18 protein-coding genes, 1 tRNA gene and 2 pseudogenes are annotated in these 23,779 nt (G+C 67.1%); 15 read left to right on the top strand and 6 right to left on the bottom strand.

Annotated elements, in window-relative coordinates; translation table 11 throughout:
* Nucleotides 1–3: 3 nt before the first annotated feature.
* A pseudogene (locus GV044_RS22130) lies at nucleotides 4–396 on the top strand (biotin synthase); the annotation flags it as partial.
* Between the two features lie 311 nt (nucleotides 397–707).
* On the opposite strand, the pseudogene GV044_RS22125 reads toward GV044_RS22130, so the two are convergent.
* A pseudogene (locus GV044_RS22125) lies at nucleotides 708–1,703 on the bottom strand (TonB-dependent receptor domain-containing protein); the annotation flags it as partial.
* Between the two features lie 998 nt (nucleotides 1,704–2,701).
* On the opposite strand from GV044_RS22125, the gene infA reads away from it, so the two are divergent.
* The 6 genes from infA to GV044_RS10945 all read left to right on the top strand — a co-directional run bounded on the left by infA (nucleotide 2,702) and on the right by GV044_RS10945 (nucleotide 6,610).
* Nucleotides 2,702–2,953, top strand: coding sequence for a translation initiation factor IF-1 (gene infA / locus GV044_RS10970; protein ID WP_159869383.1), 252 nt, complete (start codon nucleotides 2,702–2,704; stop codon nucleotides 2,951–2,953).
* A 70-nt stretch (nucleotides 2,954–3,023) separates the two neighbouring features.
* Nucleotides 3,024–3,593, top strand: a complete 570-nt coding sequence (locus tag GV044_RS10965; protein ID WP_159871289.1) for a nucleoside triphosphate pyrophosphatase — start codon at nucleotides 3,024–3,026, stop codon at nucleotides 3,591–3,593.
* Entirely contained in the window at nucleotides 3,586–4,575 is a 990-nt protein-coding gene (locus tag GV044_RS10960) for a ribonuclease (RefSeq protein ID WP_159869380.1), read from the top strand. Before GV044_RS10965 ends, GV044_RS10960 begins: the two co-directional genes overlap by 8 nt.
* A complete protein-coding gene (locus GV044_RS10955; protein WP_159869377.1) occupies nucleotides 4,572–4,739 on the top strand; it encodes a DNA gyrase inhibitor YacG in 168 nt (55 codons plus the stop codon). The genes GV044_RS10960 and GV044_RS10955 overlap by 4 nt, the downstream gene beginning before the upstream one ends.
* A gap of 119 nt (nucleotides 4,740–4,858) precedes the next feature.
* Nucleotides 4,859–4,934 (top strand) — tRNA-Phe (locus GV044_RS10950).
* A 221-nt stretch (nucleotides 4,935–5,155) separates the two neighbouring features.
* Nucleotides 5,156–6,610 carry a M10 family metallopeptidase C-terminal domain-containing protein gene (locus GV044_RS10945; RefSeq protein ID WP_159869374.1) on the top strand — a complete coding sequence of 485 codons (1,455 nt, stop codon included), beginning with the start codon at nucleotides 5,156–5,158 and terminating at the stop codon, nucleotides 6,608–6,610.
* A gap of 137 nt (nucleotides 6,611–6,747) precedes the next feature.
* Here GV044_RS10945 and GV044_RS10940 read toward each other — a convergent pair whose 3' ends face one another.
* From GV044_RS10940 to GV044_RS10925, 4 genes are all read right to left on the bottom strand, one after another.
* Entirely contained in the window at nucleotides 6,748–6,921 is a 174-nt protein-coding gene (locus GV044_RS10940; RefSeq protein ID WP_159869371.1) for a hypothetical protein, read from the bottom strand.
* 147 nt (nucleotides 6,922–7,068) lie between these two features.
* A complete protein-coding gene (locus tag GV044_RS10935; protein WP_159869368.1) occupies nucleotides 7,069–7,242 on the bottom strand; it encodes a hypothetical protein in 174 nt (57 codons plus the stop codon).
* A gap of 31 nt (nucleotides 7,243–7,273) precedes the next feature.
* Nucleotides 7,274–8,749 carry a mannitol dehydrogenase family protein gene (locus tag GV044_RS10930; protein ID WP_236554955.1) on the bottom strand — a complete coding sequence of 492 codons (1,476 nt, stop codon included), beginning with the start codon at nucleotides 8,747–8,749 and terminating at the stop codon, nucleotides 7,274–7,276.
* 2 nt (nucleotides 8,750–8,751) lie between these two features.
* Nucleotides 8,752–9,654 carry an ROK family protein gene (locus tag GV044_RS10925; RefSeq protein WP_159869362.1) on the bottom strand — a complete coding sequence of 301 codons (903 nt, stop codon included), beginning with the start codon at nucleotides 9,652–9,654 and terminating at the stop codon, nucleotides 8,752–8,754.
* Between the two features lie 496 nt (nucleotides 9,655–10,150).
* Here GV044_RS10925 and GV044_RS10920 point away from each other — a divergent pair, with 496 nt between their 5' ends.
* From GV044_RS10920 to GV044_RS10895, 6 genes are all read left to right on the top strand, one after another.
* Complete coding sequence (locus GV044_RS10920; RefSeq protein WP_159869359.1) at nucleotides 10,151–12,442, top strand: TonB-dependent receptor; 2,292 nt, start codon at nucleotides 10,151–10,153, stop codon at nucleotides 12,440–12,442.
* A gap of 17 nt (nucleotides 12,443–12,459) precedes the next feature.
* Nucleotides 12,460–13,944, top strand: a complete 1,485-nt coding sequence (locus GV044_RS10915; protein ID WP_236554867.1) for a carboxylesterase/lipase family protein — start codon at nucleotides 12,460–12,462, stop codon at nucleotides 13,942–13,944.
* 17 nt (nucleotides 13,945–13,961) lie between these two features.
* A complete protein-coding gene (locus tag GV044_RS10910; protein ID WP_159869353.1) occupies nucleotides 13,962–15,359 on the top strand; it encodes an FAD-binding oxidoreductase in 1,398 nt (465 codons plus the stop codon).
* Nucleotides 15,356–16,645 (top strand): MFS transporter, encoded by a 1,290-nt coding sequence (locus tag GV044_RS10905; RefSeq protein ID WP_159869350.1) that lies wholly within the window; start codon nucleotides 15,356–15,358, stop codon nucleotides 16,643–16,645. Before GV044_RS10910 ends, GV044_RS10905 begins: the two co-directional genes overlap by 4 nt.
* A gap of 101 nt (nucleotides 16,646–16,746) precedes the next feature.
* Nucleotides 16,747–17,463 (top strand): AraC family transcriptional regulator, encoded by a 717-nt coding sequence (locus GV044_RS10900; RefSeq protein ID WP_236554866.1) that lies wholly within the window; start codon nucleotides 16,747–16,749, stop codon nucleotides 17,461–17,463.
* The gene (locus GV044_RS10895; protein WP_236554865.1) at nucleotides 17,460–18,158 is read left to right on the top strand and encodes a FadR/GntR family transcriptional regulator; all 699 of its coding nucleotides are present in this window, start codon (nucleotides 17,460–17,462) and stop codon (nucleotides 18,156–18,158) included. Before GV044_RS10900 ends, GV044_RS10895 begins: the two co-directional genes overlap by 4 nt.
* 14 nt (nucleotides 18,159–18,172) lie before the next feature.
* On the opposite strand, the gene GV044_RS10890 is transcribed toward GV044_RS10895, so the two are convergent.
* Complete coding sequence (locus GV044_RS10890; RefSeq protein ID WP_159869344.1) at nucleotides 18,173–21,637, bottom strand: indolepyruvate ferredoxin oxidoreductase family protein; 3,465 nt, start codon at nucleotides 21,635–21,637, stop codon at nucleotides 18,173–18,175.
* 59 nt (nucleotides 21,638–21,696) lie between these two features.
* Between GV044_RS10890 and GV044_RS10885 the strand changes: the two genes are divergently transcribed.
* Together GV044_RS10885 and GV044_RS10880 are read left to right on the top strand one after the other, a co-directional pair.
* Complete coding sequence (locus GV044_RS10885; RefSeq protein WP_236554864.1) at nucleotides 21,697–22,236, top strand: Lrp/AsnC family transcriptional regulator; 540 nt, start codon at nucleotides 21,697–21,699, stop codon at nucleotides 22,234–22,236.
* A 190-nt stretch (nucleotides 22,237–22,426) separates the two neighbouring features.
* A complete protein-coding gene (locus GV044_RS10880) occupies nucleotides 22,427–23,722 on the top strand; it encodes a sodium:proton antiporter (RefSeq protein ID WP_159869341.1) in 1,296 nt (431 codons plus the stop codon).
* Nucleotides 23,723–23,779 lie beyond the last annotated feature (57 nt).

The raw sequence follows: 23,779 nt of genomic DNA, 5'->3' as shown, positions 1-23,779 counted from the left end.
CCGATGACCTACACGCAGCCCCGCACCGACTGGACCCGCGACGAGATCGCCGCGTTGTTCGACCTGCCGTTCACCGAACTGGTCTACCGCGCCGCCGAGGTGCATCGGCAGAGCTTCGACCCCGCCGAAGTGCAGCTCTCCACGCTGCTGTCGATCAAGACCGGCGGCTGTGTGGAGGACTGCGGCTACTGCTCGCAGTCCGTCTCGGCGAACTCGGGCGTCAAGGCGACCAAGCTGCTCGAAGTGCAGCAGGTGCTGCAGCGCGCCGCGCAGGCGCGTGACCAGGGCTCGACCCGCTTCTGCATGGGTGCTGCTTGGCGCAACCCCAAGGACCGCGACATGCCCGCCATCATCGAGATGGTGAAGGGCGTGCGCTCGATGGGCATGGAGACCTGCACTCCCCGGCCGCCGCCACCGCCGCTTGCGTTCGAGCCACCGCTTGGCGGTGGCGGCGGAGGTCCGCCAGGCCCGCCCGGGCCGCCGAGCGCCTGGCCCAGCATACCCATCGCCCCGCCCCGCTCGCCACGGCCTTGCCCGCCTTGCGCCTCGGCGCTGCCGAGCCGACCGCCGAAATTCAGGCCCCAGCGCATGCGCGAGCTGGCGATCTCGTCGAAGGTCACCGGACGACGATCGATCGACACCAGGCGACCCGAGGCGTCGCGCGTCACTCGGCCGGGGAAGGCGGCTTCGATCGCCGGCGTCAGAAGCGGGAACGACTGCGTCACGTCGCTCGACCGGTTGCGGAAGTATTCGACCACCAGGTTGGAGCGCTGAAACAGCGGCAACTGCCAGTTCGCCGAGAGCTTGATGTCGCGCTGCTTCTCGGCGACCAGATCGGGATTGCCGCCCGAGGTCACCGTCACCAGCGCCGTCTCGCCGCGGGTGAAGTCATACGTGGTGACGTTGTAGGACAGCACGTTGGGGCTGCCCAGCTGGCTTAGCGAAGGCGCCGCTTCGTTGACGATGTAGCTCGCCTGGAAGCTGAGCTTGCTCGTCGGGTTCCAGGTCAGGCCGGCGCTCCAGTCGGTCAGCGTGCCGAAGTCCGACAGGTGGTCGATCCCGCCAGAGAGGTTCAGCGTCCAGTCGCCGATCGCGCCGAGCACGTTCTCGCGCTTGCTGGTCAGCGGCAGCGCCAGGTTTATGCCGGCGGAGGCGTCGCTGCGATCGAGCACCACCGAGCCGAAGTCGTTGCGCGTGTCTCGATTGTCGCTGCGGCTGTAGTCGAACCCGGCCCGCACGGTGGCGGCGGCCTCGCCAGCGGGCAGGCGCAGGACGTTGCCGGCCAGGGTCACGAGCGAGCTGGCGGTCAGGTCCTTGGAACGCGCGGTATCGAAGCCGTTGTCCGCTAGGCTGGGAAGCGGCCCGGCGATCGCCAGCGTACCCGCCGCCGCCGCATCGCGCAGGCCGGCCAGCTGTGTGGAGGTCAGGCGCCGGTCCACCTTGGTGGTCGCATCGGTATAGCCCGCGTCGACCGTGCCGGTGAGCTGCCAGGCACCCAGCGGACGGTTGTAGGCAAGCCCGGCCTGGAAGGCGTCAGACGCCGCCCGCGTACGCAGCGGATCGTCTAGACTGCGCAGCGCGGTGGTGCCGTTGGGCGCAGTCAGCTGCACCGTGTCGAGACCGGAGAGCGAGCGGGTGTCGGTGCGCGTATAGGCGCCGTTTACCGTCAGGCCGCCGCCGATACCGTCCTTGCCCAGTCCCATCGCCGAGGTGCCGCCCAGCGTGATCACCCGGCTCGATGCCGCCAGACTGCGGTAGCGCGCTGGATCGGGATCGCCCGCCACCGTCGGCACCGTACCAGGCTCCTGGATCACGTTGCGCTCGGCTTCGGTGAGCAGCGAGGTGTCGGTGATCTTGGTCTCGATCGTCGTGCGCCGCTGGCCATCGATGCGGAAGGTGCCGGCCTCGACCTCGTAGTTCGAATAGCCGCCGCGCGTGGGATAGTTGAACTCGCCCGAGACCTGCTTGCTCTGGTACTTGTCCTTGAGGATGATGTTCACGACCCGCTGGTTGGGCGGATAGCCGAAGCGCAGCGCCACTTCCTCGGGCAGCACTTGCAGGCGGCGGATCGCCTCGGGCGGGATCGAGCGCATTTCGCGGAAGCTGGAGATGCGCTGACCGTTCAGCAGGATCACGGGCCGCCCCTCGCCGCGTCCACGCCCGCTGCCGGTCTGCGGCGAGATCGCGTCGAGCAGCTCGTCGATCGAGGCCGCGCCATAGGCAGCGATCTCCTCCTCGTCGAAAACGGCAACCGGTTGCTGCGGCGTCTGCACCTCGCCCTTGATGCGCCCGGCAACGACGACGATCTCGCCCGAAGCGTCGACACCGCTGCGCAGTTCCTCGTCCTCCTCGTCGTCCTCGTCATTGCCAGGGGACTGCACCGCCGGAGGCGACACTTGCGCCGTATCCTGCGCGAATGCCGCGACGGGGGAGACCCCGGCCAGTAGGGAAGCAGTAAGAAGGGAGCGCACGCCAGTTCTCCGAAGACCTGCAGACTTCTCTGCGGATTTGCCGTGAACCAGCCCTTGCCGTGCAGGCCGGGCGAGGGACAAGCCGCGGAGTGCACCAAATTGTCGCAAGTGCGAACAAGTTCCCGCAAGTCAGCACCCTGGCGCTAGATTCCAGCGACACTTCCCTTTTGCATGCGCCGTAGCTATGTCGCGCCGCGATGATGAACATGAAAAACGGAAACTGATCGCCGATGGCGAAAGAAGAACTCCTCGAGATGCGCGGCAAGGTAGTCGAGCTGCTGCCTAACGCGATGTTCCGGGTGGAGCTGGAAAACGGCCACGAAGTGCTTGGTCACACCGCCGGCAAGATGCGCAAGAACCGCATTCGCGTGCTGGTCGGCGACGAGGTCCTGTGCGAGCTGACACCTTACGACCTCACCAAGGCGCGCATCACCTATCGATTTATGCCCGGCCGAGGTGGTCCCGGACCTGGCGCTTACTAGTTCCTGACGTCCGATCCGGAGCCACGACGTGAACGCTCCTGCGGAAACTTCGATCGCCGACGTGTCGCCCATGCCTCGCCTGATCCTCGCCTCGGCCAGCCCGCGGCGGCGTGAACTGCTGGGTCGCCTCGGCCTGGCCGCCGACATCGTGGCTGCCGCCGACATCGACGAGACACCGGCGACGCGCGAGGAGCCACGCGTTTACGCGCGGCGCATGGCGCGCGAGAAGGCGGCCGCGGTGCCGAGCGAGGACGCCTGCGTGCTCGCGGGCGACACGGTGGTCGCCGTTGGCCGACGCATCCTGCCCAAGGCCGAGGATGAGGCGACCGCGCGAAAATGCCTGGAACTACTCTCCGGGCGCCGCCACCGCGTGCTTTCGGCCGTAGCCTTGCGCTCGCCCGACGGCAAAGTGCGTGAGCGCCTGTCCGAAACAGCAGTGCGCTTCAAGCAGCTCAGCGCCGCGGAGATCGCTGCGTACCTTGCCGGCGGCGAGTGGGAGGGCAAGGCAGGCGGCTACGCCATCCAGGGCGCGGCCGAAGGGCTGATCGCGTGGATCTCGGGCAGCCACTCGGGCGTGGTCGGCCTGCCGCTGTTCGAGACGCGCGCCCTGCTGCGTGCCGCCGGGTTCGCGATTGCCTGAGTGGCTAGTCGAACAGGGCATCGGTGAGGATCGCGCGATCCTTGTCGAAGGCGGCCTTGTTGACAGCGGGGAGATCCTGGCCGCTCGCCTGCAGCGCCACGACGGCCTCCACGCCGGATTGATCGCCGACGCCAAGCTGATCGCGCGCGCGCGCGGTGCCCGTCGCGGCACTGTGCTGTTCGACACCGGCGAGGAAGCGCTCGTCGACGGCCTGCCGCCCGACGCCCGCGAGGGCGCGCCCGTGCGCGTCCAGGTCACGCGTGCGCGTCTGGCGGAGAAAGGGCGCTACAAGCGAGCCCAGGCGCGGCCCACCGATGCGCGCCCGCGTGCCGCCCCTGCCCTGGCTGATGGCTTGCGCGCAACAGGACTGCCGGTGCGCACCGTTCGCCGCTTCCCGCAAGACCCCTGGCCCGAGTTGCTGAACGAAGTGTTGGACGGCACCGTAGCTTTCCCCAGCGGCAGCCTGCTCCTCAGCCCCACACCGGCAATGACGCTGATCGACATCGACGGCACCTTGCCTCCGCCTGCCCTAGCGCGCGCGGCGGTCCCGGTGATTGCCGGCGCCATCGGCCGCTTCGATCTTGCCGGATCGATCGGCATCGACTTTCCCAGCCTGGAGAGCCGAGAGGACCGGCGCGCGCTCGACCAGGCGCTGGCCGATGCGCTGGCAACCTGGCCACACCAGCGCACGGCGATGAACGGGTTCGGCTTCGTGCAACTTATCTCGCGGTTGGAGCGCCCCTCGCTACTCGCCACCGTGCAAGGAGGTCCGTGGCGCGCCGGCGCGCTTCTGCTGCTGCGTCGGCTGGAGGACGAGAGCCGCCCCGGCAGCCTCCTTGCGCAAGCCCACCCGCGTGTGATCGCCGCAGTCGAACCGGAGTGGCGCGATGAGGCGGTACGCCGCACCGGCCGCGCCATCGCCTGGCAAGCCGACCCCACGCTTGCACCGCTCGGCGGCTTCGCGCAGGCACTGGCATCATGAGTCGCACCGATCGCCCCTGCCCCATCTGCCGCAAGCCCCGCGTGGCCGAACACAGCCCCTTCTGCTCCACTCGCTGTCGCGACCGCGACCTGCTGCAGTGGCTCGACGAAGGCTACGCCGTGCCCGGCCGCGCTGCTCCGCCCAAGGATGCCGAGGAAGAATAACGGCCCGCCCGACAGGGGCCAAAATCAGGCCAAGAAACAGGGTTGCCAAGCTGGATCGGCTTCGCCATAGGCGCTGCTCCAACCGCTCGCCGGCCTTTCGGGGCCGCCGCCGAAGCGATGCCCGGGTAGCTCAGTTGGTAGAGCACATGACTGAAAATCATGGTGTCGGCGGTTCGATTCCGTCCCCGGGCACCACTGCCAAGCGCCATGATCGCGTGACATCGCGCGGCGCCGTGCAATCGCAGGTCGCAGAACATGCGTCTGACTTGACGTGGCACTCCGCATAGCGAGCGGCATACCACGGCTGTCTGTCGGCACAGGTCTGGTGCTGGCGTAGATCGAGCATGGGCGGCAAAGTCTGTTTCGATGCGGTAGCGATTTCGCACCGGTCGGATGAACACGGGCAGGATGCCACGGTGAAGAAAGCGCTCAAGATAACGCTGCTTTCGACTGGCGGAACCACCGCCGCGATCCTGCTGCTGATCGGGTTGAAGTTAGGCAGCACGGCGCCACCGACCACCGTGCTCGAGCCTGCGGTTCAAGGCGCGCCTGTCGGTGGCGATACCGGCGGAGTGGTTCTCCGGGCAACTTCGGCTCCGGTCACCTTGCCGGACCTCGTGTACTTTGGCGCCGCTTGGCAGATGTTGAACAAGCAGGTCGGAGCGCCGCCGCTCGTGCTCGGCGCCGGCTACACCAACGCAAGGGTCGAGCGGACGGGCGACGGGCTGTTCTTCGCGGGGATCGTTGATCGGCTCGACCGGGAAGGCAATGTTAGCGACGTGGTTCTCGCCTTTGGCGGCGCACAAGCGGCGGGAGACTTCATCCAGGGCGAGGCCCTCGCCCATGGCCGCGTTCTGGCAGAGCCGAAATGGGCCGCCGTGTTGCTGGAGAGGATCTGGCAGGATCCACGCTATGCCCATGCCCGCATCCATGTGACCGGCCACTCGCTGGGCGCCGGCTACGCGATCTTCGCGGGGATGGACGCGGTCGCCAGGCACGGAAAGGACGCAGTCGCTTCGCGGCTCAGCATCGTTGCGTTCGGAGTGCCCAACTGGGCGCCGCAGTCGGCACGGTATTTCCGCCTCAGCCCTCGTGCCCTCGATGCCGTGTTCACCGGCTATACGGCGCTGAACGACCCGGTCATCACCAACGGCGGCACCGATCGCGTCGGCATTTCCAACTTCCTGCCGCCGCTCACCGGCCCTACGGGCTTCAGCTCGATGTTCAACGTCGTCGCGGCGCACTGGCCGACGGCCTACATGACAAGCCTGGGCTTACCCGACTGGCTCACGCCGGGCCAGAAGGCAGCGAGCATCGCCAGGGTGAGCAAGCTGTTCATCACCGGCGCCGGCGAGGACACGAAGTACGGCCCGCCCGGCAGCTTGCCACTGGTGGTAGAGGGAAGTGCCCGCGACGATGCGATTACCGGCGGATCGGGAGACGACTGGATCGCCGGACACGGCGGACGCGATCGCCTGCGGGGTGGCGGAGGAAACGACCGCTTCGTGTTCCTGAGGCCGACCGACAGCCGCCCTGGCGCGGACACGGCAGACCAGATCCTGGATTTCGGTCCAGGCGACCGCATCGATCTCTCGCGCATGGATGCCGACGCGACCAAGGAGGGCCGCCAGCCATTCACGCCGGTTTCCTCGCGCGTTTTCACCCCGCCGGGACAAGTCACCACGTGGTCGGACGGTGCAACGACGTGGATCGCCGGCAACGTGGATCGCGACCCCGCTGCAGACTTCCTCATCGAGGTGACGGGGCTGAGGCGCCTGACGATGGCGGACTTCGTGCTGGTGCCGCAGCCGGGCGACGAAAGGCTGCAGCCCTACATCGATGGCAAGGCTGCGATCCTGCGGCCAAACTGATCGGGCCGTGCCGACCGCCTGATCCGAATACGGCGGCCATGCGCAGCACTACCGCCCCGGCGAGTAGCCCGCCATGTCCTGAGCCACGGCCTTGTCGAAGGCATTGCCCAGGCCCACCGATCCGAACACGTTGATCATCAACGTCGCGCGGAGGCGGCGTTGGAGGTCGACCCAAGTTGGGTTCCGGCTGCGCCGTCCCATCCATAAGTGCCCTCGGCGCGGCCGAATCCATCGACATCGCTCGTCACCACGAAACCGCCCGTGCCAAAGCCGTATGCTTCGCCGGGAGCCACCGGCGCGGGACCCTTCATGACCACGCCTGGCGGTATCAGATAGAGCGCGCGAGCCTGGCAGTGGCCGCGCTCAGGATGCGCTTGCGACCGAGCCTGGCCTCATCCAGCAGCATGTGCAGAAAGGCGTTCGTAGTCGCGCGCGGTGCTCACCAGCCCGGCGCCACCTTAAGGATAGTCGGGCACGCGCAAGTAAACCGATGTCGCCGCGGTGCCGGTGTTCTGCTTGATCCGAGCGGTGAGGCGTAGCGCTGCATGCACTGAGGATAGGGCCTGCGCTGCCGAAGCGCATGCCCCCAAGCCCAGCAGGGTGATCGTGGCGAGCGTGCGAAAGGCACCCATAAGTGTGGTCTCGATTGGGTAGCTAGAGGCGTCAGAAGTTCAGCTCTTCGCGCGCTGTAGCCAGAGTGACCCGCGCGCCGGTGGCATAGAGGCTCTCCAGCCATCGCGTGACCGGCCGCAGCACGACGGGATTTTCTCCTAGATCGCCGAAGAGCGAGCGGATCCCCAGTAAGTGACGGGGATCGGCGCCGCCCTCCCACGCTTTCCGGCTCAGCTCATTGGCGAGAGGGTGGGAGACGGCCAGAGGCTCGCCGGCTTCGTCCTCGCCACGCACACGCCGCAGCCACGCCGCCAAGGCAAGCGCGAGGAGATCAATCGAAGCGCCGGTCGCCACCCGGTCGCGGATAGGATCAAGCAGGAGATTGATCGGTGCGTCCGCGTTGACCCGGTCGACGGTGTCCTTGATGCGGCTGTTCGAGAACCGCGCGACCAGCTCTGTCTTGTACGCGTTGATGTCCACGCCGGGCAGCGGGGGCAGCGTCGGCCCGGTCTCGAGATCCATCAGGACGCGCATGTAACTGCGCAAGTCCGTGTCCCGCATCGCTTGGTCGATGTGCGTGTAGCCGGCCAGGCGGCCAAGCCCGGCGATCGCCAGGTGGCTGGCAATGAGCAGCCGCAGTTTCATCATCTCATAGGGCTGAACATCGGCGACGAACTGTGCGCCCACACGCTCCCAGGCCGGTCGCCCCGCAACGAACGTGTCCTCGATTACCCATTGCGTGAACCGCTCCGACACCACCGGCCAGCGATCGGCAACCCCGTAGTTCAGCGCCAAGTCGTCGATGTCCGCAGCTGTGGTCACGGGCGTGATGCGGTCGACCATCGTGCTGGGAAAAGCGGCGTTCTCGGCGATCCACTCGGCCAGCTGCGGGTCCTGCTGCTCGGCCAGTGCGAGCACCGCGCGGGAGAGGACCGCACCGTTGTGCTGGATGTTGTCGCAACTCAGCGCAGTGAATACCGGCAAGCCGCGGTCCCTGCGGCGACGATAGCTCTCGACCAAGATGCCGATCGCTGAGCGCGGCCGCTGTGGATCCGCCAGATCGTGGACGACCGCCGGATGGGTCAGGTCCAGCTGCTTGGTCGCGGAGTCCAGGCAATAGCCGTTCTCGGTGACCGTCAGGCTCACGATGCGGATTGCGGGATCCTCGATCGTCGCCAGGGTCTCGGCAGAGGATGCACCGGCGAACAGGACGCGGCTGATCGAGCCGATGACCGTAGCGCTCTCGTCCTGATCCTGCCGCTCGACGAGGGTATAGAGGCCGTCTTGCGGCTGCAGTGCGTCGGCCATGCGCTGATCGGCGGGGAGCAGGCCGACGCCGACGATGCCCCATTCGGACGCGGCCGGCTCAACGTTCATCAGCGCATGCGTGTATCGCGCCATGTGGGCGCGATGAAAGCCGCCGAGCTCGATATGAACGATCCCCGGCACGACTGAACTGGGATCGTATGCGGGGCCGATCACCCCCGCGGGGAGCTTGCGCAGGTTAGCGCGCGATAGAGGCACCACGCTCAAGAAGGCGATCCGCCGTGCAGCGCCTGCTCACCTAGAACGATGGCGCCGAGCGGCCCTGCTCTGTCGCCGAGGCCCGGAGGAACGATGTAGGTGTCGGCCTGCGCGACCTCGTCTAGCGACACGTAGCCGGCCAGGCTTGCGGTCATGGCGGCCCGCACGCGCGGGAACAGGTGCGCGGTTCCGACCATCACGCCTCCGCCCATGACGATGCGGCGCGGCACGCCGGTCAGCACCAGCGTGTGAAGGAGCTGACCAAGCGCATGCGCCACTCCGTCCCAGGCAGGGTCCTCCGACGAGAGCATCTGGGCCGGCTTGCCTGCTCGCGCCGCGATCGCCGGCCCCGAAGCGAGCCCTTCCAGGCAGTCGCCATGAAACGGGCACACGCCGGGCCATGCGTCACCAGCAACACGAGCGACGCGGATGTGGCCGAGTTCGCTGTGGGTCAGCCCGTCCAGCGGCTTGCCGCCGGCAATCAGGCCGACGCCGATGCCGGTGCCAACGGTTACATAGGCGAGGTCCGCCAGGCCGGCAGCCGCGCCCCAGCGCGCCTCCGCCAGCGCGGCGCCGACGACATCGGTGTGGAAGCCGGTGGGAACCGCGGTCTGTCTCGCCAGGCGCCTTGCGACGTCGGTGTTCGCCCAGTCAGGCTTGGGCGTCGCGGTGATGTGCCCGTAGTGCTCGGAGGAACGATCGATGGAGATTGGACCGAAGCTGGCGATCCCGAGCGCTGCGAAGCCACGCCAGCGCTCCAGCACCGCCTCGATCGCGGCGAGAGTCTGTTCGGGACTAGTAGTGGGTATCTGCACCTCCTCCGCGATCGCATCCGGCCCGCGTGCGAGGATGCAGTTGATCTTGGTGCCGCCCAGCTCCACTCCGGCGATCAGCGGTGCGTCTGTCATCGCAACTCCCCTTTCGGTCGGCAAAGCCGCGGTGGCTCAGATCGTTCCGTTGCGGGCGATGCGGCCAAGGTGATCAACACTGGGCTTGGGCGTCCGCACGAAGGTCTTGCGACGCCGGGCTGGCAGGCGCAGCGGCGGCTGCGGCCTTGATGACGGTCCGCCTCCGCATTGTCCGCTCCCTTGATGCCAAGCATGTTGAACTGTTCCACGCGCTATAGCTGCCTAGGTTGCGCACCCTAGCGTAATGGCTTTGCCGCCTGACAGAGACACTGTGCCGCCGCGTCGCCCCGCAGCCCCGCTTTCGTAGCCTGCGGTCGTGCTCATAGCAGATGAGCATGCCGTGGCTTCGTGACCGGATTGATCCGGCACAGCGTTCGAGCGGATCGGCATACTGATCGCCCCTGCCACTCATCCAACCTATCGGATAGGAGAATGGTAGCTATCAGATACGTGGTGCGGCGAAACGCACCCGGGTCTCGGGATTGAGGGAGAGAACATGACAAGGTTCAACAAGGCGGTGATCCGCAGCGTTCTGCTATCGGGTGGCGCCTCGCTGGCGCTGCTGTCGCACGGCGCGCAGGCGCAGACGGTCACGTCCGAGACTGCGCAGCCGCAGCCCGCGGAGCCGAGCGACGGCGGCATTGCCAGCGACGGCGCCGGCGTCTCCGAGATCGTCGTCACCGCGCAGAAGCGCAGCGAGCGCCTGCAGGATGTCCCCGCCTCCGTCGCCGTGCTGAGCACCCAGGATTTGACCAAGCAGGGCGCGGTCCGCTTCGAGGACTACGCGACGCGCGTTCCCGGCCTCACCTTCACGTCGGTGCGCACCGGCCAGGCGCAAGTGACCTTGCGCGGCATCACCACCGGTGCGGCGCAGTCCGCTTCCTCGACCGGCTACTATGTCGACGAGGCGCCGATCGGCTCGGTCAACGCCTACACCGGCGGCAGCTCGACCACCCCGGACCTCGATCCTTCCGACCTCGCGCAGATCGAAGTGCTCAAGGGCCCGCAAGGCACGCTCTACGGCGCTGGCGCAGTGGGTGGGCTGCTGAAGTTCGTGACCGGCCAGCCCGACTTCGAGAACGTCACCGGCCGCATCGCCGGCGGCGTCACCTCGGTGAAGAAGGGCGATGTCGGCTATTCCGCTCGCGGCCTGATCAACATCCCGCTCGCCAAGGACGAACTGGTCCTGCGCGTCAGCGGCTTCGACCGCCGCGACTCCGGCTTCATCGACAACGTGACGCCGCGGCTCGCCAAGGACGATCTCAATGGCGCGCGTGTCCGCGGTTTCCGCGGGCTGCTGTCCGCCAAGTTCGGTCCGGACGTGCGGCTCGACATCCAGGCCATCGGCCAGGACACCAAGACCGACGGCACCAACTCGGTCGACGTCGATGCGCTGACGCTCCAGCCGATCGAGGGCGATCTGAAGCAGCGCCGCCAAGTGCGGGAGACCGGCTTCGTCAAGTTCCGCCTCTACAACGCCACCGTGCGCGCCGACCTTGGCCAGATCGGCCTGGTTTCCTCAACGACCTACCAGCATACGCGCCTCAACCAGCAGGCCGACGCCTCGCGCGGTCTGGGCGTCGCGCTCGGCGCGCTGCTCGGCATCCCGGGCGGCATCGGCTTGCGCGCCAACCAGACGACTTACTCGGAGCGTTGGGTGCAGGAAGTGCGCGCCACGGGCACGAACCTCGCGAACGGCCTCTTCGATGCGCAGCTGGGCTTCTACTACACGCACGAGGACGACTCCAACCGCGTTCCCAGCTACGATCCGCTGCTACCCTCGACCGGCGCCCCGCTGCCGCTCCCCAACATCGTCACCGCCTCTATCCTGTCGAAGTACGAGGAATACTCGGTGTTCGGCAACGTGACCCTGCACCTGGGCGATCGCTTCGATGTGCTGGGCGGCATCCGCTACAGCCACGACAAGCAGGACTACGCGCAGGATTACGCCGGGCTTCTGGTCGGCGGCCGGCGGATCAACACCGGCGACGAGAAGGCGAACATCTTCACCTATCTCGTGAGCCCGCGCTTCAAGATCAATCCGGACATGATGATCTACGGCCGGGTCTCCACCGGCTATCGCCCGGGTGGCCCCAACGCGGTGCCGCCGCCGTCGGTCTACCCCGATGCGCCGCTGCAGTTCGATCCCGACAAGCTGACCAGCTACGAGATCGGCTACAAGGCATCGTTCCTGGACCGCAAGGTGACGCTGGACGCGGCTTTGTTCTACACCGACTGGAAGGACATCCAGATCCAGACCAGCGCCGGCGGGTTCAACTTCTTCGTCAACGGCGGTTCGGCGCGCAGCAAGGGCGGCGAGGTCACGCTGCGGGTCATGCCGACGCGCGGGCTCTCGCTCGGCCTCAATGCCGGCTACACGCTTGCCAAGCTGGCGTCCGATGCGCCGGCGGCCGGAGGCATCGATGGCGATCGCCTGCCTTACGTGCCCAAGCTGCAGGGATCGTTGACGGCGGAGTACAAGACGCCGGCATTCGGCGACTTCAACGCCACGATCGGCGGTGCGGTCAACCACACCAGCTCGCGCGAGTCGGACTACAGCAATCGGTTCTCCAAGCGCTTGCCCGCCTACACCACGTTCGACCTGCGCGCCGGACTTGAGGACGAGCGCTTCAGCCTGTCAGTGTTCGCCAAGAACATCGGCGACAAGCGCGGCGTGCTGGTCCTCGCACAGCAGGGCCTCGCCCCCAGCGCCACCGCCGGCCAGGTCTATGGCGCGGCCGTGATCCAGCCGCGTACGATCGGCGCGGAGGCGGCGTTCCGCTTCTGATGCGACAGGGCAGCGCCATGACACGCGAAACCGAAGTCACAATCCCGGCGGGCACTCTGCGTGGGTCCGCGGCTGGTGGGATCAGGACCTTCCTGGGGGTGCCCTATGCAGCGCCCCCGGTCGGGGAACGACGGTTCGCAGTACCGCAGCCGGCACCAGCCTGGGACGGCGTGCGCGAGGCAACCACGTCCGGCCCGAACGCTCCGCAACGGGTACGGGAGATGCCAGGGCTGGAACTGCATCCGCTCGTCGGTCATGGCTGGGTTCCGGGCGACGATTACCTGACGCTCAATGTCTGGGCGCCGGAGAATGCCAGCGAGTGCCCGGTCATGGTGTTCATCCATGGTGGCGCTTTCCTGCTGGGCAGCAAGGACGCTTCGGTCAGTGACGGCACAGCCTTCGCGCGTGACGGGATCGTCTGCGTGGCAATCAACTACCGCATGGGCGTCGATGGGTTCCTGCCCATCCCCGGCGTGCCGACCAACCTGGGCCTGCGTGATCAGATTGCCGCGCTGACCTGGGTGCGCGACACCATCGCGGCATTCGGAGGCGACCCGGGCAATGTGACCGTGTTCGGCGAATCTGCCGGTGCCATGTCGATCGGCGATCTCGTCACCGCGCCGCGGGCGCAGGGGCTGTTCCGGCGCGCGATCATCCAGAGCGGCCATGGCGCGATGACCCGCGATGTCGGGATCGCGCGCAAGCTGGTGACCAAGCTCGCCTCGCTGCTCGGGATCTCGCCCACTCGCGACGGCTTTGCCGCGGTGACGCCCGAAGCCACCTTCGACGCCATCGAGAAGGTGAGCGCGCCCACCGCTCGCATCGACCTTCGCGACCCGACGGGACGCGAGCCCGTGTTCGGCATCAGCCGCTTCGTGCCGGTGCACGGCGACGACGTCCTGCCGCTCGCGCCGCTTGAAGCGCTGAAGCAAGGCGCCGGCGCCCAGATCGACGTGCTGATCGGCAGCAATGCCGAGGAGATGAACCTCTACCTCGTGCCCACCGGCGCGCGCGCCAAGGTCGGCCGGCTGCTTGCCTGGCTGGCGCTGCGCAAGTCGCAGCCACGTGCCTGGCGGGTGCTCAAGGCCTACGGGATGGGCCAGCGCGGCGTATCGCCGGGCGTGGCGCTGAACCGGGCAATGAATGACCTGGTGTTCCGCTGGCCGGCACGCCGCTTCGCCGAAGAGCATCGCGGCCGCACGCACATGTACGAGTTCGACTGGCGCTCGCCGCGCTTCGATGGCGAGCTTGGCGCAGCGCACGGAATGGAACTGCCGTTCGTGTTCGACACGCTGGAGACCACCGCCGTGCCCGAAGGCCTGACCGGCACAATGCCGCCCCAGGACCTCGCCGACCGGATCCACGCCATCTGGGTCCGCTATGCGACGGACGGCACCCTGTCCTGGCCCGAGTTCACGCGAGAGCAGCGCAACGTCTTTCAGCTCGCCGCCGATCGCACCATCCACGAGCCGCCGATGCCCGCGGCTCCGTTCCTGCCCTGAAGCAAAGGTCCCAGCGCGTGCACCACGAACCCATCGCCCGCTCGCCGATCGATCCGGCATTCCTGGCACGGCTGCAGGATCGCTTCGGCGAACAGCTGGCAACCAGCGATGCCATCCTCGGACAGCACGGCGCCAGCGAGTCGCACTTCACCCCCGTCCTGCCCGACGCGGTGGTCTATGCCCGCTCGACGCAAGACGTGGTGGATCTGGTCAACCTCTGCGTCGCGGCCGGCGTGCCAATCGTCGCCTTCGGCGCGGGCACCTCGATCGAGGGCAACACCGTACCGGTGCGCGGCGGCGTCAGCGTCAACCTTTCCGAGATGAACCGCATCGTCGCCGTCAATGCCGAAGACTTCGACTGCGTGGTCGAAGCCGGCGTCCGGCGCGAGCAACTGAACGAGCACTTGCGCGATACAGGGCTGTTCTTCCCGATCGATCCCGGCGCCAATGCCACCATCGGCGGCATGGCATCTACCCGCGCGAGCGGCACGAACGCCGTGCGCTACGGCACCATGCGCGAGGCGGTCCTCAGCCTCAAGGTCGTGACGCCCGAGGGCAAGGTGATCACCACCGCCCGGCGCGCCCGCAAGTCGGCCGCGGGATACGATCTGACGCGGCTGTACATCGGGTCGGAAGGCACGCTGGGGATCGTCACCGAGGTGACCCTGCGCCTGCATCCAATCCCGGAGGTCATCTCCTCGGCCGTATGCGGCTTCGAGACTCTGGAAGGCGCGGTGCAGACGGTGGTGCAGTCGATCCAGCTCGGCGTTCCGCTTGCGCGGGTCGAGATCCTGGACGACATGCAGATCCGCGCCGTCAACCGCTGGTCGAAGATGGACCTCGCCGAAGTCACCACGCTGTTCTTCGAGTTCCATGGCTCTGCCGCGGGCGTCGCCGAGCAGATCGAGATGGTCGGCTCCGTCGCGCAGGAGAACGGTGGCGGCGAGTTCCAGTGGGCCACCTTGGCCGAGGACCGCAGCAAGCTGTGGAAGGCGCGTCACGAAGCCTACTACGCCGCCGTGAACCTGCGTCCCGGAGCGGTCGGCTGGACTACCGATGTTTGCGTGCCAATCAGCCGGCTGCCCGAGTGCATCGCCGAGACCAAGCAGGACCTTGCCGGCGCCAGCATGCCGGCAACGATCCTGGGCCACGTCGGCGACGGTAACTTCCACGTCATCTTCTCGATCGACCCGAACATCCCTGCGGAGATGGAGGAGGTCGAGGCGATCAACACCCGATTGGTGCAGCGCGCGCTCGACATGGAGGGCACCTGCACCGGCGAGCATGGCATCGGGCTTGGCAAGCAGCCCTGGCTGGTCGCCGAACTAGGCGAAGCCGTCGACGTGATGCGCACGATCAAGCGCGCGATCGATCCCATGGACTTGTTCAACCCGGGCAAGATCTTCGCCTTATGACGGCAGCGACCCTCGCGGCTGCGCCTGGCCTGGAGCCACGACGGTTCTCGGCGGCGCTGCCGGCGCTGCTGCTGCTGGCGATCACCGTTGCCAGTGGCAGCGCCCTGCAAGGTGTGTTCTCGACTGTGCAGGAAGCGGCCAAGGCCGACCTGCATCTGACGGACACCCAGCTGGGCCTGGTCCAGGGTCTTGCCACCTCGATCCCGCTGGCGGTGCTGTCGGTGCCGCTGGGGCTGCTGGTCGATCGTGTGCACCGCATCCGCATCCTGATCGTCATGGCCATTGGCTGGGTGATCGGTTCGGCCCTGACCGCCTATACCCACAGCTTCGCGCTTCTGTTCGTCGCGCGCATGCTGGCGGGCCTGGGTGCGAGCACGGCGGTGACCGTGGCGATCTCGTTGGCCGCCGACATGTGTCCGCCGGCGCAGCGCGGCCGGTCCATGCTGATCCTGACACTTGGCAAGTGGCTGGGCACCGCCGCCGCATTCGCACTGGGCGGATGGCTGTTCGGCCGTTTTGGCACATCGCCCTTTGCTGGTCTCGCGCCATGGCGCGGCGTACACCTGGCGCTTGCGATCGGCGCGGGTGCGGCGATCCTCACGTTGCTAGCTTTGCGCGAGCCGCCTCGCGCGGAGCGCAGCAGCGTCGAGCCGCTGCCGATCAAGGCCGTGTTCTCTCGCCTGTGGAGCATGCGCGGCTTCTTGGCGCCGCTGTTCGGCGGTCAGGTCGGCGTCGTCATGGCCGATGCGGCCGCAGCGATCTGGGCCGCCCCCGTCCTCTCGCGCGAGTTCGGGCTGACGCCGGATCAGTTCGCCGGCTGGATGGGGCTGGTGATCTTCGGATCGGGCGTCACTGGGTCGATCCTTGGCGGCGTCGCGGCGGACTGGGGCGTGCGCGGCGGTAAGCAAGGCGGCATCCTCATCGGTGCGGTGATCGCGTCGGCGATCGCGATCCCCGCCACTCTGTTCCCGATTGCCCCCTCCCCCGTGTTGTTCGGCGTGGCCTTGAGCGTATTGCTGACCGGTGGAACCATCACAGGCCTGATCACCGCTACCGCGATCACCGTTACCGTTCCCAACGACATGCGCGGCTTGTGCGTCGGCTTGTTCCTCGCCGTCTCGGGACTGGTCGCCTTCGGTGTGAGCCCGACCCTGGTCACGGCAGTCAGCACGATGCTGGGCGGCGAGGCCTATCTCGGGACCGCGCTGGCAGCAGTCGGCTTGCTGGTCAGCGTGCTCGCCTGCTGGTGCTTCATTGTGGCCAAGATGCGCACACCTATCGGATAGGTCTTGTGCTGCCTGTCAGATAGCAGTACTGCGCCTGTAGACCGTTCGGCGGCGATGGAGAGGGTATGCAGTTCAAGGCGCGTCTGGACGTATCCATCAGGATGCAAGTGTACATGGGACCGGGCGAAGTACCCGAGACAGATATCCAGCCAGACGCCATCCGCATCCTCTTCGATCTTGGGCGCAACGGACAAGCGACACTGACGATCGGCGACCATGGTTGCGAAGGCGCCAGCGACATGGTCTTCATCGTCGACCGAGCGGGTTGCCAAGAGGTTATCGGTGTCGTTCCGGATGCCACCGGCGAGTGGCACTTGCCCAGCGAGCAGCGCGCCATGGTGATGGCAATCCTGCAGTGCAGCCTGCCCGAACCCGCCGGGCAGACGCTGCGCACGGTCAAGGCCGTGGAGCTGCTCTGCGCCCTCTCCACCGATCTTGCGAGCGGGCGGCTGGTCCGCGCCGATGGCGGAGGCGAGCTGTGCGAGCTCGACACCCAGCGCATCATCTCGGCGCGGCGCATGATAGACGAGCGCTGGCACGAGAAGCTGACCGTGGACTCGATCGCCAGGGCCTGCGGCGTCAACCGCGCCAAGCTGACGCGGGGCTTCCGGCTGATCTTCGGTTGCACCATCGCCGATGCGATCGCCGAGAACCGTCTCAGCGGCGCGCGCAAGATGCTGTTCGCCACCGACCTGCCGATCGCAGCGATCGGCTATCGCTGCGGTTACCTTAACAACGCGGCGTTCACCCGCGCGTTCTCTCGCCGCTTCGGAACGGCACCCAGTTCGCTACGGGCAAGCGGGGTTCTCGCCGCGTGAACCAGCCTGCTTCGATGCTGCCGCCAGAATCGCTGGTGAACCAGGCCATGCGCATGGTGCGTGAGCATATCACCGCCAACAAGCTGAAGGTCGGTGACGTCCTGCCGGGAGAACAGTACTTCGCGAACGCTCTGGGTGCGAGCCGGGCTGTGATGCGCGAGGCATTCGGGGCGCTCGCCGCGCTGCGGCTGATCGATGTGGGCAATGGTCGCAGGCCGAGGGTGGCTGCCATTGATGGCTCGGTGCTGGCGACTTCTCTACAGCATGCGGTCTCGACCGAGCAGATCACCGTCCGGCAAGTGTGGGACGTGCGCCGCACATTGGAGCTGCGCACGGTCGAGCTGGCCGCCCTGAACCGTGCACCATCGCAAGCCTATCGCATTCTTCGCCACGCAGAGGCCATGCTGTCCGCCAATGGCGACCTGTCGGTCATCACCGAGCAGGACATCGGCTTTCACCAGACCATCGCCGAGGCGAGTGGCAACGTGCTGTTCCAGCAGATCGTCCGCTCGTTCGAGATCCTGATGCACGTGGCGGTGCCGACGGCCTGGAAGACCCGCGTGACCGACGCGCAGAAGCAGGCCATGCTCGACCATCACCTCGCCGTCGCGACCGCAATCGCGGCGGGCGACGCCGGGGCAGCGCAGGCGGCGATGAACTCGCACTTCGACCTTTCGATCCAGCGCGTCATCTGACCTCCTGCGGCCGCTCAGGCGGCCATGCTGTCCAGCGCCGGTCGCTCCGCCTGGATCGCGGCGACCTGCACGTAGTACTGCTCCATCGCAGCCTCCTTGACCGGCCCGTAACCGCGGACCTGATCGGGCAAGCCGGCCAGCCGTGTGGCACGATCGAGCGAAGCGCCGTCCAGCGTGTCGCACAGTGCGGCGATCATGGCTTCGTAGTGCGTAGCCAGCTCCCGCTCGGCCTTGCGTTCGGCGGTGTAGCCGAACGGGTCCGCCCAGGTGCCGCGAAGCCGCCGCGCTGCAGCCAGCGCGCGGAACGCGGTGAACGCCCAGGGTCCGAACTTGCGCTTGGCAGGGCGCCCGGTGCGCGGGTCGGTGCGCGACAGCAACGGCGGCGCGAGCCACACCGAGATCCGCTTGGTATCGGCGAACTGCGCCTCCAGCGACTGCCGGAACGATGGGTCGGCATAGAGGCGGGCCACCTCGTACTCGTCCTTGTACGCCATGAGCTTGTAGCCATTCGCGGCGACCGCACGGCGGAAGTCCAGCGCACGATCCCCCAACCGCTTGGCGGCTGCATCCACCCGCTGCATCAGCTCGGCATAGCGCGCGGCGTAGCTTGCATCCTGGTACTGCGTCAGGTCGGCGATCCGGCGCGCAATCATCGCCTCGACCGTCTCCTCCACCACGGCCGGAGCCTTGGCGATCCCGGCTATGGCGTCGACCGCATCAGGATCGATCGCGGCCAGGCGACCCCAGGCAAACGCCCGCTTGTTGAGCGGCACGGCCGCGCCGTTCGCCTCGATCGCCGCCTCGAACGCCTCGGCGGTCAGCGGCAGCAGCCCCTTCTGCCAGGCATACCCGACGATCAGCACGTTGGCGGCAACGCTGTTACCGAACAGACCCTCGGCGATCTGCGTGGCACGGAGCAGGAAGCCGCGGTCGGCCGCGCGTCCGAGCAGCGTCTGCACGATCTGGCCGGTCGGCAGCTTGGCATCGCGATCGGTCACGACGTCCGCCGTCGGCGTCTCATCACCGTTCAGCACGATGGCGCCGCGCCCTTGGGCAAACTTGCGCAAGGCATCGGGGCTGGCGGCGACGAGCGAGTCCGTTCCCAGCAGCAGATCCGTCTCGCCCGCACCGATGCGCACGGCATGGATCGGTGAGCCCTGCGGCGCGATCCGCACCTGACTGACGACCGCGCCGTTCTTCTGCGCAAGGCCTGTGAAGTCCAGCACAGTCGCGGTCAGCCCGGACAAGTGCGCCGCCGTGCCCAGCAGCGCGCCCGTGGTCAGCACGCCCAAGCCGCCGATCCCGGCGACATAGATGTTGTAGACGCCGTTCAGCTGCATCGGCTCGGGTGCGGGAAGGCTGCCGAAGCGCGCCTCCTCCATCGCGAGGATGTGCGATGCCTCCGGCCTGCGCACCGCGGCGCCGTCGATCTCGACGAAGCTGGGGCAGAACCCCTTCACGCAGGAGAAGTCCTTGTTGCAGGCGGACTGATTGATCCGCCGCTTGGTGCCGTAGGCGGTCGGCAGCGGCTCGACCGCGATGCAGTTGGACTGCACCGAGCAATCGCCGCAGCCCTCGCAAACGGCGGCGTTGATGAACAGGCGACGGTCGGGATCGGGGAACGCTCCGCGCTTGCGGCGGCGGCGCTTCTCGGCCGCGCAGGTTTGCTCGTAGACGATGGCGGTGACACCGGAGATCTCACGCATTTCGCGCTGTATGCCATCCATGTCGTCGCGGTGATGGATCGCGACCCCTGCCGGCATCTGGCCGTGCCAACGATCGGGATCGTCGCTGACGAGACGGACCTGGCCGACGCCTTCAGCCAGCAGCTGCTCCACCACCCGGCGCGGCGCGATCGCACCTTCGGCCGGCTGCCCCCCGGTCATCGCCACCGCATCGTTGTAGAGGATCTTGAAAGTGATGTTGGTGCCCGCCGCCACCGCAGCGCGGACCGCCAGCAAGCCGCTGTGCTGGTAAGTGCCGTCGCCGATGTTCTGGAAGACGTGGCCGGTCTGAGAGAACGGCGCGGCGCCGACCCACTGCAAGCCCTCACCGCCCATCTGGCTGAACGTCGCGGTCTTCAGCTTGGGCTGCGACAGCGCCATGACATGGCAGCCAATGCCGCCACCCGAGATCGAACCCTCTGGCGTTCGCGTGGAGCTGTTGTGCGGGCAGCCCGAACAGAAGAACGGCTTGCGCGCCGGGAACGGCACCACCGTGCCGCGATCCGCTGCCGTCTCGATCGCGGCGAGACGAGCCGCGATATCGATCGGACCACCTTGACCCAATCGACGGACAAGCGCGCGGGCGACCATCAGCGGCGTGAACTCGGAAACGATCGGAAGCAGCTTGCCATCGCGATCGTCGGTCTTACCGGTGACGCGAGGACGCGGGCCCGAGCGGTTGAACAGCGCCGACTTGATCTGCGCCTCCACAGTGCCGGCCTTCTCCTCGACCACGAAGATCTCTTCGGCCTCGCCGGCAAACGCCAGCAGCGGCTCGGTCGCAAGCGGCCAGCTCATCGCCACCTTGTAGATCGACAGGCCGAGTGCGTCGGCCTCGTCCTCGCCGATGCCCAGGTTGGCGAGCGCCTGCATAAGGTCCTGATGCGCCTTGCCCACGGTGACCACGCACATGCGCTTGCGAGAGGCGGCGAACACCGGCGTATCGATGCGATTGGCAGCAGCCCAGCCGATCGCCGCCGGGATACGCTCTTCGATCATCCGGCGCTCGTACTCGAACCGCTCGGCCGGCCAGCTGATGCGTGGATCCCAGTTCAGGCCATGCGCGGGCACCAACTCGGGTGGAGACACGAAATTGGGGAAAGCGTCGGGCAAGTCGAACGTCGCCGCACTCTCGACCACTTCGGCGATCGTCTTCATCGCCACCCACACGCCAGAGAAGCGCGACAGGGCGATGCCCGCCAGGCCCAGCGTCAGGATCTCGGACACGTCCGCTGGCTGCAGCACCGGCATCATCACCGACTGAAAGATGCCGTCGGTCTGGTGCGGGAACATAGAGGATTGCGCGCTGTGGTCGTCGCCGCCGATCGCCAACACTCCGCCCAGGGCAGAGGTGCCCAGCATGTTGGCGTTTCGGAACACGTCACCGGTCCGGTCGACGCCATTGCCCTTGCCGTACCAAATCCCGAACACGCCATCGGCCTTGGTCGGGCCGTATGCGCGATGCATTTGCGCGCCCCACAAGGCCGTGGCGGCGAGATCCTCGTTCAGCCCGGGCTGGAACACCACGTCGTGCGCATCGAGAAAGGCCCGCGCCTTCCATAGTTGCTGATCATAGGCGCCAACGGGCGAGCCGCGATAGCCGGAGATCAGGCCGGCGGTGTTCAGCCCTCGCCGCCGGTCCAGCCGGCGCTGCATCAGCGGCAAGCGGACTAGCGCTTGGATGCCGGTCATGAATGCGGGACCACTCTCGGCGTTGTAGATGGCGTCGAGACTGGTGATGCGATCGATCTTCACGGCATGGCTCCTCTGAGGGAGCAGGTATAGCTCACGTGAGGCGGCATAAGGCACCAAAGGTGTTTGCAGATGCGCGGCTGGAGAGTAGATACCGCCATCGTTGCAGACTCCAGTGGGTTATTATGCTACCGCCTGTACTCGATCGCTATGACCTCCGCATCCTGCAGAGACTCACGGAAGACGGGCGCATCACCTGGCGCGACCTGGCCGAGGAGATCGGCCTGTCGATTACCCCGACCATCCGCCGGGTGCGGATACTGGAGGACGCCGGCTACATCACCGGCTACGCGGCGCGGCTCGATGAAGGTCGGCTGGCAGGGACGATGATCGTGTTCATCTCGGTCACGCTGGAGCGCCAGGTGCGTGAAGCGCTCGAGCAGTTCGAGGCGAAGGTCAGCGACCTTCCGGAAGTGATGAGCGGGTTCCTGATGACGGGCGGCGCGGACTACCTGCTTCGGGCGGTCGTCAGGGATCTCGATCACTACCGCGACTTGCTGGAGAGCCTCACCCAGATCGCCGGGGTGGCGCATATCCAGAGCAGCTTCGCGCTGAAATCCTTTATCAATCGTCCCGCACCGGCACTTTCTGGCATGCAATAGAAGCCCGTTCGATCGGTTGTGCCGCAGCCCGCGCGACATGCAAGCCATCCAGCCGCTGTTCACGGGGCTACGAAAGTTGCGAGCCAACCGCGTCGTAAGTGCTGAAGGGCAAGCCGCGGAAAATGGTCTGCGATCCGCATCTCATTGAATTATCTTCGGAACGCTGCACTGCGGCAACCGTTGCGCTTCCATGCTCGGCCTCTCGCTGCCCGAACCCTATATCGTCTGGCTGGCCGGGGCGGGCGTACTGATCGCCCTCGTCGCTTGGCTGCCACTTGCGTTGAAGCGACTGCCGCTGTCGTTGCCGATCATCTGCATCGCCATCGGTGCGATCCTGTTCTCCCTGCCGGCGGTCACCTTGCGGCCGTTCCCGATGGACATGCCGAAGGCGACCGAGCGGCTGACCGAGTTCGTCGTCATCATCGCGCTGATGGGCGCAGGCCTGAAGCTCGACCGCGCGTTCAAGTGGCGGCGTTGGAGCGTCACGTGGCGGCTGCTCGCGGTCACCATGCCGCTCAGCATCGGCGCGATCACACTGATCGCCGGGTGGGGCCTGGGCCTGGGCTGGGCCGCCGCGCTTCTGCTGGGCGCTGCCCTGGCGCCGACCGATCCCGTGCTCGCGGCGGACGTACAGGTCGGCCCGCCCAAGTCGGGCGAGGAAGACGAAGTGCGCTTCGGCCTCACCTCCGAAGCCGGGCTAAACGACGGCCTGGCGTTCCCGTTCGTAAACCTGGCGATGGCGCTGGCCCTGGCGGCGAGCACAGGCGAGCCGTGGCTGAAGGAATGGGTGCTGCACAGCGTCGTGTGGGAGATCGCGGCGGGCATCCTGGTCGGCTGGCTGATCGGCAGGCTGTTCGGCTGGCTGACCTTCCATGTGCCGGCCGAGACCAGGCTTGCGCAGACCGGCGACGGACTGATCGCCATCGCGGCGACGTTCATCTCCTATGGCGTTGCCGAAATCCTCGACTGCTACGGCTTTCTATCTGTCTTCGTGACCGCGCTGGCGCTGCGTCGCTCGCACCGCGACCACGACTTCAACTACCAGATGCATGCTCTGACCGAACAGGTCGAACGCATCGCCATGATGGTGCTGCTGATCCTGTTCGGTGGCGCAGTGGTGAACGGACTGCTGAGCCCGCTCGGCTGGCAGGACTGGCTCGCTGCGATCGCGATCATCCTGGTGGTTCGGCCGATCGCGGGCATGATCGCGATGACCGGCTTGAAGGCGGACTTGTCGGAGCGCCTGACGCTCGCCTTCTTCGGCATCCGCGGGGTCGGCTCGTTCTATTATCTCGCCTACGCACTGAACCACGGCAAGTTCGCCGATGGCGACCGCTTGTGGGCAATCGTCGGACTGGTCGCCCTGTTATCGATCCTGCTGCATGGGCTGACGGTGACGCCAATCATGCGCACGCTTGATCGCCTGCACGGCCGCGATCCTGACGAGGAGGAGGCCAGACCCGATCCGGTCGGCGCGCCGGCTTGAGCGCCTACCCTGCAGGCTCCCCCAAGGGCAATCCGGTCGCAAAATGTCGCACTCGTC

Origin of the sequence: Novosphingobium sp. 9U (assembly GCF_902506425.1) — a bacterium.
Lineage (GTDB): Bacteria > Pseudomonadota > Alphaproteobacteria > Sphingomonadales > Sphingomonadaceae > Novosphingobium.
This window is presented reverse-complemented; position numbering and strand designations above follow the sequence as displayed.